Here is a 15,351-nt window from a genome sequence, read left to right on the forward strand (position 1 = left end):
TGCACGTATGTATACTCTTCTCTGTCTGTTTATAAGGATTTTCTTACGATGATTTCTCCATCAAGCTGAATGGTTTGGGGCGCACTTTCATCCCCTTCAAGCCGAGTCTTGATTTTTTGCATGGCGGCTTTCCCCATTTCATGAGATGGCTGGGCAACCGTTGTGATTCCAGGCCCAATCAGCTTATACCATTCTGTATCATCAAAGCCTGCGATGCCTATATCTTCTGGAATCTTTAACCCGAGTTCTACAAGCTCACTGATCAGCTTCAGCATAAGTAATCCATTGGCTGCTAAAATCGCTTTTTTTTGCTGGCTTGATTGTACAAAATGGACAAGCTCTTCTCGCAGTTGTTCCTTTTGTTTCAAATCAATTTCTGCAATGAGCGGCTTCTTATATTTACTCATGGCTGTCTGTTCATATGCTTCTTTTCGTTCTTCACGAGGACTGATTCCATCGACCGGTTCAGTAAAGAAGGCGATGTGCTCATAGCCTTTCTCATACATTTGTTGAAGCAACTGGATGGTGATATCACGGTTATTCGTTGTCACTGTGTCGACTTTTAGTTCAGGTAATTTCCGGTCAACAAGGACAATCGGCACACCGTTTTCCTTCAAATCCTGCAGAATGTCATTGTTCTGACCTGTCGTATTGATGATGAGCCCTTCAATATAATGTGCATTCAGCTTGAGGAGCATTTCTCGTTCTTTTTCTGGTCGGTTATCTGTGTTGCATACCATGATGCTGTATCCATATTCATCACAAATTTCTTCGACTCCGCGAAGTGTCGCTACAGAGAATGGGTTCGTAATGTCGGCTACAATGAACCCAATGACCTTGCTTTTTCTTACTTTCAAACCTTGTGCGAGCTGACTCGGACGATAATGCAGTTCCTCAATGGCTTTTTTAATTTTTTTGACCTTTTCAGTAGAAATTTCATTTGTTCTGCCATTGATATATCTGGATACAGTTGATTTTGAAACACCTGCATAAGCGGCCACTTCGTTGATGGTCACTTTCGTTTGCTTTTTCTCTTTCATTCAAAAAACTCCCACAATCAATGTCTTCTCATTTGTTTCGAAACCGATTTCAAATAACTTAAAAAGAGCATATCATAATTTCTTGAATTCCAGAAGATTTTTTTGCTTGGAGATGGCAAAAAAACATTTAAATAAACAAAAAGAAAGCGATTTCAAAATAACGGTTGACGGCATGCTCTTTTTCCTCTAAAATTTTCCTTGAAACCGATACCAAATAAAATACCCATACTTTGTTTCAGATGGAAAGGGAGGCTTATTTCAAATGGAAAATCGTTATGCTGTACATCCTGAGCAGGTCAAACGTTTTACAACAGAGGAACTTCGTCGTCATTTTCATATTCCTACACTATTCGTCAGCGGTGAATTAAAGCTCTACTATTCACATGAGGACCGCGTGGTGATTGGCGGAGTCATGCCATCTGCAGAGCCGCTCAAATTAGATGCCGGCGACTTTCTACGTACAGAATATTTCCTTGAAAGACGAGAAATCGGCATTGTAAATGTCGGCGGTCAAGGAACAGTCACTGTCGATGGTGAAGCCTTTGTACTGGAGCACAAAGATTTCTTATATATTGGGCTTGGACACGAAGATGTACAGTTTGCTAGTTCATCCGGCGAGGGAGCCAAGTTCTATCTTGTATCCGCCACGGCTCATCAAGCGTACCCTACGCAAAAAGCAGCCATCGCTGAATTAACACCGAATCACTTAGGGGAAGCGTCTGCTTCAAACGTACGAAACCTGTATCAAGTCATCCACGCAAACGGCATCCAAAGCTGTCAGCTCATGATGGGAATCACTCAGCTGGAAACCAATAACACGTGGAATACGATGCCCGCTCATATTCATGATCGGCGTATGGAAGTGTACTTATATCTTGATATCGAAGAAGATGCTCGTGTCTTTCATTTTATGGGGGAGCCATCTGAAACAAGACACCTCGTTGTGGCCAATGAGGAAGCGGTCATTTCTCCTGCCTGGTCTATTCATTCAGGCTCGGGTACAGCGAATTATTCATTTATTTGGGCGATGGCGGGCGAGAACTATACGTTTAAAGATATGGACTTTGTCCCAATGGACCAGCTGAGGTAATGTGATGACGACAGCATCCTATGTAGCGTCCCTCTTTTCTCTTGAAGGCAAAACAGCCCTTGTGACAGGCCCTGGAACCGGCATTGGGCAGGGCATTGCTGTGGCGCTTGCCAGGTCAGGCGCAGATATTATTGGCACATACCACCACACACCGCTTGAGGAAACGAAAGCGCTAGTCGAACAGGCGGGCCGCTCGTTTCATGCGGTTCAGGTTGACTTTTCCGACCCTCAAACTGCAAAGCAGGCTGTCGATGCCATGTTACAAAAGCATACGATCGATATTTTAATCAATAATGCTGGCACCATTAAAAGAGAGCAGGCCGCTCATTATTCAGAGGAAGATTGGCATACGGTCATGGATGTGAATATCAATAGTCTCTTTTTCCTCACTCAAAGGGTTGGGCGGCAGATGCTGAAAAATGGGCAAGGGAAAATCGTCAATATCGCCTCCCTTCTATCGTTTCAAGGCGGCGTCTTTGTCCCCGCTTATACAGCAAGTAAACACGCAGTCGCAGGGCTGACGAAGGCTTTTGCAAACGAATGGGCGAACCAGCATATACAAGTGAATGCGATCGCTCCTGGTTACATTTCGACCAATAACACGCAAGCCATTCGGGACGATGAGAATCGAAATGAAGAGATTCTCAAACGAATCCCTGCCGGGCGCTGGGGAAAGCCTGAGGATCTAGCCGGTGCGGCTGTTTTCCTTAGCTCACCAGCCTCCGATTATATGAACGGTCATATTTTAGCGGTTGATGGCGGCTGGCTTGCGAGATAAACAGACGAGAGAATTCCTATTTGCAGGGATTCTCTTTTTTCTATTTGCATAATTCTCCACCATCCGAGTCACTCTATAAAAAACATGACATGAGGGTGAGGTATTATGAAAAGTCGTATTGAACAAGATATAGCGTCCGTCATCAAGCGCGTCAAAAGCTTTGCTGGGAAAAGTGATGATATCGTGTTCCACTCATTTTCATTTGGCCCTTCTGCTATCTCTGCATGTCTCATGTACGTTGAAGGACTCACAGAATTTGAGATGATTTCCAAACAAATCATTTCACCCATGCAAAAGGAACTGGCTATCACCGAGGTTGATTCTAGTACGCTTCCAGCCCTGTCTAAAACGTTCTTTGGCATCCAAAATGACGTGCTGGAGGATATGAACCTTGCCATCGAGCAGTTATATAACGGCAGGGCTATTTTATTTGTAGATGGCGCGACTCAAGCACTTGCGCTCCAAACGAACCTTTTTCAATTTAGAGAAGTAGAAGAGCCACAATCGGAAGTCCTTGTAAGAGGGCCTCGGATCGGTTTTATTGAAAATCTTGAAAAAAACACGGCTTTGATCCGTGAGCGGGCAAACGACCCAAACCTTGTCATTCAAAAGGTAAATGTAGGTACTCGCAATAAGAAGTCCGCAGCCCTTGTGTACGTTCGTGATATTGTTGACCCTAAATTAGTAGAAGATGTTTTATCACGTATGACCGAAATCAAAATGGATGACATCCCTGAAACCGGCTATATTGAACAGCTAATTGAGGACAGCCACATCTCCATTTTTCCGCAGATTCAAAATACAGAACGTCCTGACCGAGTGATTGCATCTGTGCTTGAAGGAAAAGTGTCAATTTTACTCGATGGCACTCCTTTTGCGCTCATTTTACCGATGACCTTTACAGCCTTGATGCAATCACCTGAAGATTATTATCAGAGATGGACTAGCGCGACTCTTTTACGTTTACTCCGTTATATCGCCGTGCTGCTCACGATTTTTTTACCTGGGCTTTACATTGCACTTGTCTCTTATCATCCAGGCTTATTACCCACACGGATGGCACTCACCATCGCAGGCAGCCGGCAGAATGTTCCGTTCCCTCCTGTTGTTGAGGCGATTCTTATGTCTTTTACGATAGAGCTGCTGCGAGAAGCTGGACTTCGGCTTCCTAGAGCCATCGGGCAGACAATTGGGCTCATTGGCGGCGTCATCATTGGTCAGGCGGCTGTCCAAGCCAATATCGTCAGCGCCTTAATGGTGATTATTGTGTCGCTGACTGCACTTGCTGACTTTACGGCACCATCCTATGACTTTAGTTTCCCACTACGCATCTTGCGGTTTATGGCTATTTTCAGTTCAGCGATGTTTGGGTTATATGGCTTAATCATGTGTTATTTATTTGTGCTTTGTCACCTGATGCAATTAAAGACCTTTGGTTTTGACTATTTCACACCTGTTTTGTCTTCACCGTTTTCAGATTTAAAGGATACGTACGTACGTTTACCAATTGGGCTATTTAAATCGAGACCGAAAACAGCAAAAATAAAAAATCTCAAAAGACAAGGAGATTAAACGATGTACAGAGCTGAGAAGCTATCATTGTTACAAGTCACCATTCTGTGCAGCTCTACAATGATAGGCGCTGGAATTTTAACCATTCCTCGCAGTTCTGCCAATTCAGGATTCCCTGATGGCTGGATCATTGTATTAATACAGGGAGTCATCTTTGCTTTCGTTGCTTTTTTGTTAGGATGGATTGCTGAAAAAAATGCACCAGACACCATTTTTGAGTCAAATAGAAAAGGAGCAGGGGCAATCGTTGGCACGATCTTTAATTTAATGCTGATTTCCTATTTACTAGGCATTGTCGGCTTTGAAGCGCGTGTCCTTGGGGAAGTGGTTCAGTTTTTCCTGCTGGAATCAACTCCCATGGCAGTGATTGTGATGATTTTTCTTCTCGTGGCGATCTATCATTTGAAAAGTGGTATTTTTCCAGTCGTCAAAATGGTCACGTACATTTATCCCATCGCCTTGATCATTTACATTGGGCTCATGCTGTTTTGTCTGAAAATATTTGATTTTGATTATTTACGTCCTGTCATGGCGCACGGGTTTAAAGATTTCAGTAATTTGTTCTCTCAAACATTTATTCAATTTACAGGCTTTGAGGTCATTTTGTTTGTTGTACCACTCATTTATAAAGACAAATGGTCGAAGGCGAAATGGGCCGCTGCCATTGGAGTTGGAATTACAACCCTCGTGTACTCGCTCACACTTTTTATTGTGATTGGCTCCATGACAGTGGGAGAAACAAAATCCCTCACCTGGCCCACTGTCTCACTCATTCAAGCACTAGAACTTGAAGGGGTCTTCATTGAAAGATTTGATATTTTTTTACTGACGATCTGGACGTGCCAGCAGTTTATTTGCATGCTTGGCTTTTTCCAATTTGCCATTAAAGGATGCCACACAGTCTTTAAGACGACCAATGTAACGAGACTGCTTTGGCTGCTGTTTTTGATTACCTCTGCCCTCTCTTTATTTCCGAAAAATATCAATGAAGTCTTTTACTACTCTACTTTACTCGGCTACGCATTGTTCGCGGTTTTAGCCATTCCTTTTATTACAGCTGTTCTGCTGATGATACGCAAAAAATGGGGAGGTCGTTCTGCATGAGAGGAAGGCGTGTACTGTTATTCTTTTTTTCCTGCTGCCTTTTTCTTCTATCAGCAGGATGCTGGGATTTAAAGGATATTGAAAAACTATCGTTTGTACGCGGTGTTGGTATTGACGAGGAAGACGAGGATGGCGTTAAGCTGACCTACCAAAACCTTGTACCGAAAACAGGCGGAACACAAGAAGCCGATTCTCCCAGCTATGTGAATGTTGTCTCGAAGGGAAAAAATGTGCTGGAGGCTGTCAGTAATGTCGCCTTGAAGGACCCGCCGATCTATAGTGATCACTTGAAAATCTTTTTGTTTGGTAAAACTCAGGCGGAGCATCACGATATTCAAGGAACACTCAATCATTTTATTCGAGATGATGAGGTTCGGCGCAGCAGCTATCTCCTCGTGACACGAGGAGATGCGTCAAAAGTCGTCAACCAAAAATTGAAATCACAGCAAAAGGTCCCAGTTGAGCATATCTTCGAAACATCTAAAAATCGAAGCTTTAACGGAAAGATCGTACCGCCAACACGTATTGGCCGGGCGTCTGATTACTTTCAGATGGGCGTTAGTTTCCTTGTGCAAAGTGTAGATGCGATAGACGGTGAACTTATTTATGATGGAGCAGGCATCATTCACGGAAAAACACGTAAGCTGATCGGTTTCATCCCTGCGAAGGATGTCCAATCTTTAAACTGGGTGATGGACCGAATTTCAGGCGGCGTTGTACCTGCCACCTACAAAGGTTATCCGATAACGTATGAAATCAAAAAAGCAAAAACGAAGGTCGAGCCCTATCTGAAAAATGGAAAGGTATCCTTTAAAATTAGCGTACAAACAAATGGAAAATTGTCTGAGGATCAATATCCTCCTGAAAACTCATTCGATGAGCAGTATATCAAACGATTTGAGCGGATCTTTGCTCATAACATTAAAGAACGCATTCAAAAAGCGATCCATCATGTGCAAAAAGAAGTGGGCGTTGATCCCATATTGTTTAACCAGCAATTCCGTATGAAATATCCTGACTATTGGAATCAGCATGGTACCGAGTGGGATAGGCTCTTCCAAGAAGCAGCCATTGATTACGATGTCAAAGTCAGCATCTTGAACTTTGGTGCAGAAGGTGCAACAAAAAGCTTTAAATGGTAAAGCAAAAAGGCGGTTATCCCGAAGGGGAGCCGCCTTTTTTACGCACGACAAGTAAAAGCTGATATAGAGTCACTTGATCAGTCAACGCTTTTGTTTGAAAGCCAAGTGACACTCCTACTCTTGCCACCTCGTCAAAAAACAATTGGACGTTTTGATCAATCGGAACATTGATCCTCTGCTCGATCACCCGTTCAAACAAATGGTCTGGGAAAAGCGCACGCATGGTATTTGGTGTGAAGAACCTCAGGTGACCTCGGTCTAAAATTCCTACATCTTGATACGTAAAATCCCCTGTCATTAACGGAAAAAGCACCTCCGCATGCATCATGTTGGGCAGGCAGCAAATGATCACACCGCCTGGCTTTAAAGATGCGTGCGCTTGTTCAATGATGTGCCAAGGATCTGACACATGCTCTAAAACATCCGAAAAAATGATTGCATCAAAAAAAGCCTCTTTCTCTAACCACGGGTACTCATCTGCTTTTGCCTCGATGACTTCTTTGTAATATGCCTTTGCAATGGCTGCTTTTAATGGATCAGCCTCTACTCCGTACATGTCAACAGACTGCCGATTCATTAGTTCAAGCCCTGTTGCTCCTGCGCCGCATCCCGCATCCAGTACACAAACAGCATCTTCAGGCAGCAGAGCCGCAAAGTACGGATGAGGGGTCATCAAATTAAGATCAATGCCCCATTTATCTAAAAACCGAAGCCTGTTCTCCGCAAACAATGTAGAGATGTTCGTTTCTTGATTCGCTCGAAAGGTTGCATGACCGTGATGATGCACAAATGAATCGTGAACGATTTGAAGCTGATATCCCTTCAGCAAGGATCTCAAACAAAGGTCGTCATCCTCAAAAGATCCATACACGAACCTCTCATCAAATAAACCCACCTCTTCAATGAGCTCTCTTTTCACAAGCAGACAAAATCCCACAAGCCGATGTACATAAGTTCTCTGACCTTTTTTTGCAGCCGTATAATTCTTCGCAAAGGCTGGAAGCTCCTTTACATCTGTATACGTTGGCTCGACCATTTGAGGACCGCTCACATAATTGGAGACTGGCCCTACCATCCCGATACGTTCTGATGCAAATAACGCCTCTTTTAATGGAGAAAGCCAGTTTTCCGTGACGATCGTGTCGTTATTTAAAAAGAGAATGCTATCCCCAGTCGCTTTTTTTGCTCCTTGATTACAGCCCTTTGCAAAGCCTCGATTTTCTGCATTTTCTATGAAAATCACATCTTTCAGCTCTCTCACATATTCCTTCGTCCCGTCGGTTGACGCATTATCAACGATGATGAGTTCATATTGGTCACTTCGGGTATGCTGCTTGATGCTGTCGATACATTTTTTCGTTAAATGCAGTTCATTATATGTCAGGATGACAATGCTCGTTTTCCCTTTCATCTCATTTCCACCTTTCGCCCGCCTATTCCATATGTATGTCATATGCAGCACGTTCAGAAGATGAGAGATTGTCCTTTCTTGATTAAACGTTTGTTTAACAAAGAAAAACCAGCTGCATGCGGGCAGCCGGTCATTGTTCACACCGTTTTTCCTTCGTCACCTGTGACAGAACGGTTCCTCTTTTTTAAATCTTCTTCAATTTCTTCAAGACTTTTCCCTTTCGTTTCAGTCACCATATATTTCACAAACAAGAAGGCGCCTACGCCGATGACCGCGTAAATAAGGAAAAGATTACTAATACCCATCGCGCTCAGTAAAGTTGGGAATGTAAGCGAGATGATTAAATTCCCTGTATGAAGGAGGAAGGTAGAGACGCCTGTACCGATTCCTCGGACATGTACCGGAAACAGCTCAGGAAGCATGACCCAAACGACAGGACCCCAGCTGACAGCAAAGATGACGATAAAGAGCCCTAAACAAATAATAGTCGTCCATCCCGCAGCTGTTGACCCCTCGAAAAATCGATTGACCACTGACAGGACTATTAAACTAAGGACCATGCCAGCATTCCCAAATAAGAGCAACGCTTTACGCCCTACACGGTCAATGATTTTAATCGCCACAAACGTCATGACAACATTCACAGCCCCAATTCCGACGGTTCCTAAAATGGCCGCTGAATTACCAAAGCCAACGCTTGTGAATGTTTTTGGTGCATAGTAAATAATCGTATTGGTACCGATAAACTGCTGCAGAAAGGCAAGACCGACACCAGCGATTAATGCTGGGCGTACCCATGGCTCAAATAATTCCTTAAAACCGCCTTTTTCTTCACTTTCCGCCTGTTGAATGTCTGAAATTTCTTCTTCCACTTCTTGCTTACTCTTTCTGAGTTTAGATAATATCTCTTTCGCACGGTCTGCCTGTCCATGGACAAACAGCCAGCGGGGGCTTTCCGGCATAAACATAATCCCACATAATAAAAGCACAGAAGGCACGACCGCAATTCCAAGCATCAGGCGCCATGCCTCTGCATCCGCTAAAGAGTAATTCACAATATAGGCGAGAAGAATACCAAATGTGATCATGAGCTGGTTTAATGAGGACAGTGCACCTCTCGATTCCTTTGGAGCAAGTTCAGATAAATATAATGGAACAATCGTGGTCGAGCACCCGACAGCAAGTCCTAGCACAATTCGGAATAAGACCATCACTTCGGTATTCGGAGCAAGGGCTGTACCAAATCCGCCGATAATAAATAAAATCGCTGCGGCGATGATGGCTTTTTTCCGCCCAAATTGATCTGTCAGCTTTCCAGATAAAGAGGAACCGAGCATCGCTCCGATTAAAATCGAGCTGACAACAAGTCCCTCTGTAAATGCGTTTAACCCTAAATCCTCTTTCATAAATAAGATGGCGCCAGAAATGACACCTGTATCATAGCCATATAAGGCGCCGCCAAGTGCGCCGAAAAAATAAAGCCATCCATTCCGATTTTTCATGTTCATAACCCCTCTTTTGTTCTGTATGTACTGGATGTTTCTCTATGAAAAATCATTTTCCTCACTTTCTGTCACTTCAAACATTTCGATGTTTTATGACAAATATATTTCATTTGCGTATCATTGAAACTTTTTACGATAAGGAAACGTCAATTAAGCGTTAGTGAAAAAAACGTCGCACTATATCCCGTTTTAAGGTATATTTGTTTTAGTTTGTAAGCAAAAAGAAGGACATCTTTACTATAAAAATCATAGCGAGGGTTTAAAATATATGGATCAATCAAGAAGCAAACGCAAAGGAAGAAAGCGTTTAAAACCATGGGTGAAAGTCACTCTATTTATAGTCGGTATCCTTTTACTGACAACCGCTTCTGTCACAGGCTATGCCTACTATAAAGTGACAAGCGCTGCAAAAAAAGCACAAGTATCTTTAGATCGCGGCGCTCAATCTGTCAAACGGATTGAAGCATTCGATCCTGGGAAAGACAGCTTTTCTGTCTTGCTGCTTGGTATTGACAGCAGACCGGGCGAAACAGTGAAACAAGCACGAAGCGATGCGATGGTCTTAGCAACCGTCAATCGTACAAATAAAACCGTAAAATTATTAAGCATTCCAAGGGACTCATACGTGAATATTCCAGGGCATGGCTATGACAAAATTACACATGCACACGCATTTGGCGGTGCAGATTTAACTTTAAGTACAGTCGAAGATTTACTAGATATTCCGGTTGATTTTGTGATCCAAAGTAATTTCAAAGCATTTAAAGAGATCGTCAATGAACTAAACGGGGTCTCTATTAACGTCAAGGATGAATATGTAGTTAAACAGGTTCTAAAAGATACAAAGGGCAAGGTACAGCTTCAAACAGGAACCCATACACTAGACGGTGATCAAGCTCTTGCATATGTGAGAACAAGAAAAGCAGATAGTGATTTAATGCGCGGGCAGCGTCAAATGGAAGTATTAAAAGCCATTTTTGATAAATCAAAATCGTTAACATCTATTCCGTCATATGACAATATCATTGATACACTTGGTGATAATGTCGCGACCAACCTTTCAATGAAAGAGCTAGTCGGGCTTTTCCCGCTTCTGACGTCATTGAAATCGGTTGATACCATTCAGCTGAAAGGCTCTGATTACCAGCCAAACGGAGTTTATTATTACCAATTGGATCAAAACCAGCTAAACGAAGTGAAGACTGAATTGAAGAAGCAGCTTGAATTATCATAAACAGAAAGCGTCCCTAAGGGGCGCTTTTTGATTGTTGACAAAGGGCTAAATTGGTTTTTATTTTAGCCCTTTGTCTTCTTTTCAGCGTGATAGAAAACCTTTGCACTCTAGGAAGAACGAGCACAGAAGCGGAGCGAATTTAATATTCGTGAGCATCGGCGCACAGGACTGACACCGAATGCGAGGGTTTGTCTACACGCTGAAAGCGTCCCTAAGGGGCGCTTTTTTACTTGCTGACGATGATGCAGATTTTTCCCCTTTGGCTTATTTCCTTGATCATTCGATCATTTTTGTTTAGCCTTGATAGAGAGGACAAGCATCGTATTGCTCATGAGAATGAACGAAATCGTACATACTTTGAAGAGGCTATTGCATGCATGAAGGAGGATTTGACAGCGATGAAAAAAATGATTGCGATTGATTTAGACGGTACACTTTTAAATACAAAAAGTGAAATATCTGCTCAAAACAGGGAGGCATTGATCCGCGCGAAGGAAGCGGGATATATTGTCACCATCTGTACAGGGCGGGCGACTTTTGACGTGAAGGAACTGCTTGGCGATTTGGACATCCCTATTATTGCAGCAAACGGCGGAACCGTTCATACAGAAGGTTACGAACTTTTCAGCCGTATCACACTTGACCAAGAAGCAGGAAAACGAGCGGCTCAGGCTTTAGTAGAACGAAACATTTACTTTGAGGTTTACACGGACGATGCGCTCCTCTCTCCTTTTGATGGAAAAGAGAAGCTGAAAGCAGAATTTGATGTGATCAAAAGCGCGAATCCAAATGAAGATATAGCTGATTTATGGGAAGGGGCAATGACTCAATTCAAACAATTCGGCATCAAACCAGTGGATGATATTCGTCAGATTTTTGGGTCGAATGAAGCGACCTATAAATTACTCTGCTTCTCGTTTGATATGAACAAACTACAGGAAGCTCGAGATCTTCTCGCGGAAATGCCTGAGCTTTCATTGACCTCTTCTGGAAAACATATCATTGAGGTTCTTCCAAAAGAGTCTGGAAAAGGACATGCTCTCAAAAAACTCGCAGCTCATTACGGCGTAGACCGCTCACATATTTATGCGATTGGCGACAGCCCCAACGATCTATCCATGTTTGAGGAAGCAGGCCACCGCATTGCAATGGGGAATGCCGTTGATGTCATTAAAGACAAGAGCACCTATATTACAAAAGGCAATCATGAAGACGGTGTTGCTTACTTTATTGATCTCCTTTTACAAAATCAATTCCACGAAAAAAAGACGCTTGTCTGATCAGCGCCTAAAGAGAAGTCTAAAAGTCCGATACGAGCGTGGATCGGGCTTTTTCTTTATTTTTTGATTCTAACAGCCGTCTCATACTTATCCTTCCAGTACGTACTTGTTTTCATATTCGTAAGCACGACACCATTTGAGACGGTCATATGAATCACTTGATTTGATCCTGCATAAATGGCCGGTATCAATGACGTTCCACTAAAGAAAACGAGATCTCCCGGCTTCAGCTCCGACCGTTTCACAGGCGTACCTGCCTTGACTTGACCTGACGCATAACGAGGCAGCTCAATACCAAGCACTTCACGATACACATGCTGTGTGAACCCTGCTGTGTCAAAGCCTTGCTTTGGATTCGTCCCACCTTTGACATAAGGAACTTCTCCAATATACGTAGCGGCTTTTGAGACAATCGGGTCTTCTTTTGCTAATTTCAGCTCTGTTAATCGTTTCGCACCTGTCCATTTTTCGCGCCAATACGATTCGGACAAATAAGAAATCGTGACACTTTCCGAACGGCTCGCATGAATAAAACGGTCGCCCCCAATATACATCCCTACATGAGAAATGCCTGGCTTATATGTGTTGCTAAAAAAGACAAAATCCCCAGGACGTATATCATCTAATGCCACTTTTTCTCCAACCATCCACTGCTGTTCAGCACTTCGAGGCAAATAAATCCCTAGTGATTTTTCAAATACATATTGTAAAAAGCCTGAACAATCAAAGCCATTCTTAGGGTCTGCTGCACCAAATACATAAGGAATACCTACATATTTCATCGCATCTTTCACAAGATGATTATCCGAGATTTTCGGTGTGCCGGGAAGTCGTTTGACTGCATAAAATCGGTCCGTCCAGTATTTGCTTTTGCTGACGTTTGTTTTCACCACACCTTGACTAAGCGTGATGTGAATGACCTGATCGTTACCAGCGTAAAATCCTACATGTGTCGGGATATCCTTTGTTTCTTCAAGGCTTCGAAAATATACAAGGTCACCTGGCTGGGCTTTGTCCCATGATACCTTTTTTCCAATCTGATACTGATCGATTACCTTCCGCGGCAAATCAAAAGCGCCTGATGTCTTGTACACATATTGCGTAAACCCTGATGCGTCAAAGCCCGTTTTTGGATCGGTTCCTCCTTTATGATAAGGTGTTCCAATCAGCTTTTCCGCTTGCTGCAAAGGAGACGCTGTTTGAGCAACTGCTTCTGATTGAGTCATGAACATCAGCCCTACGAGCGCGCACCCACCAATCAATATTCCTTTCCACTTCATGATCTTTCCCCTCCTTTCTTCTATAGTTTCGGCATGACACCTAACCTTTTACACCTTTTTTCGACAAAAAAGAGCACGCAATGCGTGCCCTCTATGCTCGTTAGAGTTATTTACTTGCTTCCGTTTTTGACTGTTTTTGTTGTTCGATTTTCTGCATTTCAACCGAGATCTTTTGTTTTTCATGATCTGTGAGGCTGTCACTAAATTTAAAAGCAGACATAAAGACAAAGACTAAAATTAACGCAACAAACGGCCAGCTTGCTTTTAGAAATTTCATTTCTTCTCTTTCCCTCCGTTTTCTTTTAAGTGTTTAACTTTATCAGCGTGATCTACTTCAAAGAAAATGTGTCCGTCTTTTTCTTTCCAATCCGCATTCGTACCATTTGTCAGCATACGGATAATGGATTTTGATTCAAATGATCCTGCTTTAACCGGAGCAGGTGTTGCTTCTTTGATGTACATTGGGACCACTTCAAATGTCGCTTTTCCATCTTCATTCAGATGATACTGAACAAGTGCAGAATCACGTGTTCTTGACCAGCCTTGGTCAAAAATAAAGTTTCCTAAGCTATAGAAGATCGCCGTGCCGTTATAGACTTCCATTGGCTCAAGAACGTGCGGATGAGCACCGATAATGATATCAGCACCAGCCTTAGACATCGCTCTTGCCAATTCTCTTTGTCTATCGTTTACCTCATTGTTGTACTCCTGTCCCCAGTGAGCATGAACAACGACGACATCTGCCTTTTCAGCAGCCTGCGAAATCATCGGAATAAAGATAGATGGGTCGGCTGGCAAGATACCGGCCTGGCGATTCGTTGCTTTAAAATCTTTCCCATACACATCAGTAAAACCAAGTGTAGCGATTTTGACACCATTTACTTCTTTATACGAAATGTTCTGCTTCGCATCCTGAAGGTTATGGCCTGCGCCTGTATAATCCATGTCAGCTTGTTTAAAGGCATCAATCGTTTTGTTCAGCCCTTTTTCACCATAGTCTGCCGCATGGTTATTCGCAAAGTTTAATACAGAGAAATTCAAATCCTTCAACGCTTTGACCGAATCCTCATCCGTTTTTAAATGAATATTCTTTTGCGCCGCTTGTTCCCGGTCTGATGCGACTGGATGCTCAAAGTTACCAGTCACATAATCTGACACATCGAAGTATGGCTTGGCATAGCGAAAGAGATGCTGTTTTCCATAGCGATCGGTTACTTTCTCTACGTTTCTTCCAAACATAATGTCACCGACAAACGAAGCGGTCAGGATGTTTTCTGGATTCTTTTGTACAGTTGGCACTTTTGCTTGCCCGATAAACGTAAATAGAAATGTACAAGCAATGACGATCGGTAAAGCAATCAGCACGTGTTTATTCGTTTTTTTCTTTTGGTTCTTTGTGATTTTCAGCAGCTTTTCCTGAAAGCTCAATTTTTTATTCATCATTGGACACACCTTATCTTAAAATAGATAGTAAACATACATGATGGCAAATGTTGCACCACTTAGAAGTAACGTGCTTCCAAGGGTCATCGTAAGACCTTGCTTTTGAATCGTATTTGCAATCAATCCAGGAACGATAATACCGATTCCGCGGAATTCTGCTATTTCAAATGGGACCACTGGGTAGAAGAAATCAAAGACTAGCTTTAAGGCAATCCCTGTAATCAGCATTGCAGCAAACTTTCTGCGTCCGTATAAAATCATAAATTTCGATAGACCAAAGCGAACGATGACATACGTAAGCAAGCTGACAGATAAGACAACTAAAATGAAGACTGGCTGGTTAAATACAAGCGCCAGATAACCTGGGACAACAAGTCCAGCTGGTACGATTCCTGTTTTTTCTGCAAAGATTAAACTAAGTAGAACACCTAAAATTAACGAGATATAAAGATCTGATCCGAACATTTTCTAT

At 42.8% G+C, this 15,351-nt stretch carries 14 protein-coding genes; 7 read left to right on the top strand and 7 right to left on the bottom strand.

Going from position 1 to position 15,351, the window contains the following annotated elements:
• Positions 1–29 precede the first annotated feature (29 nt).
• Complete coding sequence (locus MHH41_RS16345; protein ID WP_050944382.1) at positions 30–1,040, bottom strand: LacI family DNA-binding transcriptional regulator; 1,011 nt, start codon at positions 1,038–1,040, stop codon at positions 30–32.
• Positions 1,041–1,302: 262 nt separating this feature from the next.
• Here MHH41_RS16345 and kduI point away from each other — a divergent pair, with 262 nt between their 5' ends.
• The 5 genes from kduI (at position 1,303) to MHH41_RS16370 (ending at position 6,726) form a co-directional block, all read left to right on the top strand.
• The gene (gene kduI / locus MHH41_RS16350) at positions 1,303–2,130 is read left to right on the top strand and encodes a 5-dehydro-4-deoxy-D-glucuronate isomerase (RefSeq protein WP_003212793.1); all 828 of its coding nucleotides are present in this window, start codon (positions 1,303–1,305) and stop codon (positions 2,128–2,130) included.
• Positions 2,131–2,134: 4 nt separating this feature from the next.
• Positions 2,135–2,908, top strand: coding sequence for a 2-dehydro-3-deoxy-D-gluconate 5-dehydrogenase KduD (gene kduD, locus MHH41_RS16355; protein ID WP_137054315.1), 774 nt, complete (start codon positions 2,135–2,137; stop codon positions 2,906–2,908).
• Positions 2,909–3,013: 105 nt separating this feature from the next.
• Positions 3,014–4,480: a spore germination protein gene (locus MHH41_RS16360; RefSeq protein WP_212045609.1), complete on the top strand. Its 1,467-nt coding sequence runs from the start codon at positions 3,014–3,016 to the stop codon at positions 4,478–4,480.
• A gap of 3 nt (positions 4,481–4,483) precedes the next feature.
• A complete protein-coding gene (locus tag MHH41_RS16365) occupies positions 4,484–5,584 on the top strand; it encodes a GerAB/ArcD/ProY family transporter (protein WP_212045610.1) in 1,101 nt (366 codons plus the stop codon).
• The gene (locus tag MHH41_RS16370) at positions 5,581–6,726 is read left to right on the top strand and encodes a Ger(x)C family spore germination protein (RefSeq protein WP_268459195.1); all 1,146 of its coding nucleotides are present in this window, start codon (positions 5,581–5,583) and stop codon (positions 6,724–6,726) included. Before MHH41_RS16365 ends, MHH41_RS16370 begins: the two co-directional genes overlap by 4 nt.
• A gap of 13 nt (positions 6,727–6,739) precedes the next feature.
• On the opposite strand, the gene MHH41_RS16375 is transcribed toward MHH41_RS16370, so the two are convergent.
• Positions 6,740–8,137, bottom strand: coding sequence for a bifunctional glycosyltransferase family 2 protein/class I SAM-dependent methyltransferase (locus MHH41_RS16375; RefSeq protein ID WP_253622097.1), 1,398 nt, complete (start codon positions 8,135–8,137; stop codon positions 6,740–6,742).
• Between the two features lie 137 nt (positions 8,138–8,274).
• Positions 8,275–9,639 carry a sugar porter family MFS transporter gene (locus MHH41_RS16380; protein WP_106035676.1) on the bottom strand — a complete coding sequence of 455 codons (1,365 nt, stop codon included), beginning with the start codon at positions 9,637–9,639 and terminating at the stop codon, positions 8,275–8,277.
• A 271-nt stretch (positions 9,640–9,910) separates the two neighbouring features.
• Here MHH41_RS16380 and MHH41_RS16385 point away from each other — a divergent pair, with 271 nt between their 5' ends.
• Both MHH41_RS16385 and MHH41_RS16390 read left to right on the top strand, forming a co-directional pair.
• Positions 9,911–10,876, top strand: coding sequence for an LCP family protein (locus MHH41_RS16385; RefSeq protein WP_268459194.1), 966 nt, complete (start codon positions 9,911–9,913; stop codon positions 10,874–10,876).
• 398 nt (positions 10,877–11,274) lie between these two features.
• The gene (locus MHH41_RS16390; RefSeq protein WP_253622095.1) at positions 11,275–12,156 is read left to right on the top strand and encodes a Cof-type HAD-IIB family hydrolase; all 882 of its coding nucleotides are present in this window, start codon (positions 11,275–11,277) and stop codon (positions 12,154–12,156) included.
• A 56-nt stretch (positions 12,157–12,212) separates the two neighbouring features.
• Here the strand turns inward: MHH41_RS16390 and MHH41_RS16395 are convergent, their stop codons facing one another.
• From MHH41_RS16395 to pgsC, 4 genes are all read right to left on the bottom strand, one after another.
• Complete coding sequence (locus MHH41_RS16395; RefSeq protein WP_340866565.1) at positions 12,213–13,436, bottom strand: C40 family peptidase; 1,224 nt, start codon at positions 13,434–13,436, stop codon at positions 12,213–12,215.
• 106 nt (positions 13,437–13,542) lie between these two features.
• Positions 13,543–13,713, bottom strand: a complete 171-nt coding sequence (locus MHH41_RS16400) for a hypothetical protein (protein ID WP_003213661.1) — start codon at positions 13,711–13,713, stop codon at positions 13,543–13,545.
• Positions 13,710–14,876 (bottom strand): CapA family protein, encoded by a 1,167-nt coding sequence (locus MHH41_RS16405; protein WP_137054309.1) that lies wholly within the window; start codon positions 14,874–14,876, stop codon positions 13,710–13,712. The genes MHH41_RS16400 and MHH41_RS16405 overlap by 4 nt, the downstream gene beginning before the upstream one ends.
• A gap of 18 nt (positions 14,877–14,894) precedes the next feature.
• On the bottom strand, positions 14,895–15,344 hold the full coding sequence (pgsC, locus tag MHH41_RS16410; protein ID WP_003213696.1) for a poly-gamma-glutamate biosynthesis protein PgsC: 450 nt from the start codon (positions 15,342–15,344) through the stop codon (positions 14,895–14,897).
• Between the last annotated feature and the right edge of the window lie 7 nt (positions 15,345–15,351).

The organism is Bacillus sp. FSL K6-1145 (genome assembly GCF_038003425.1).
GTDB lineage: Bacteria > Bacillota > Bacilli > Bacillales > Bacillaceae > Bacillus > Bacillus pumilus.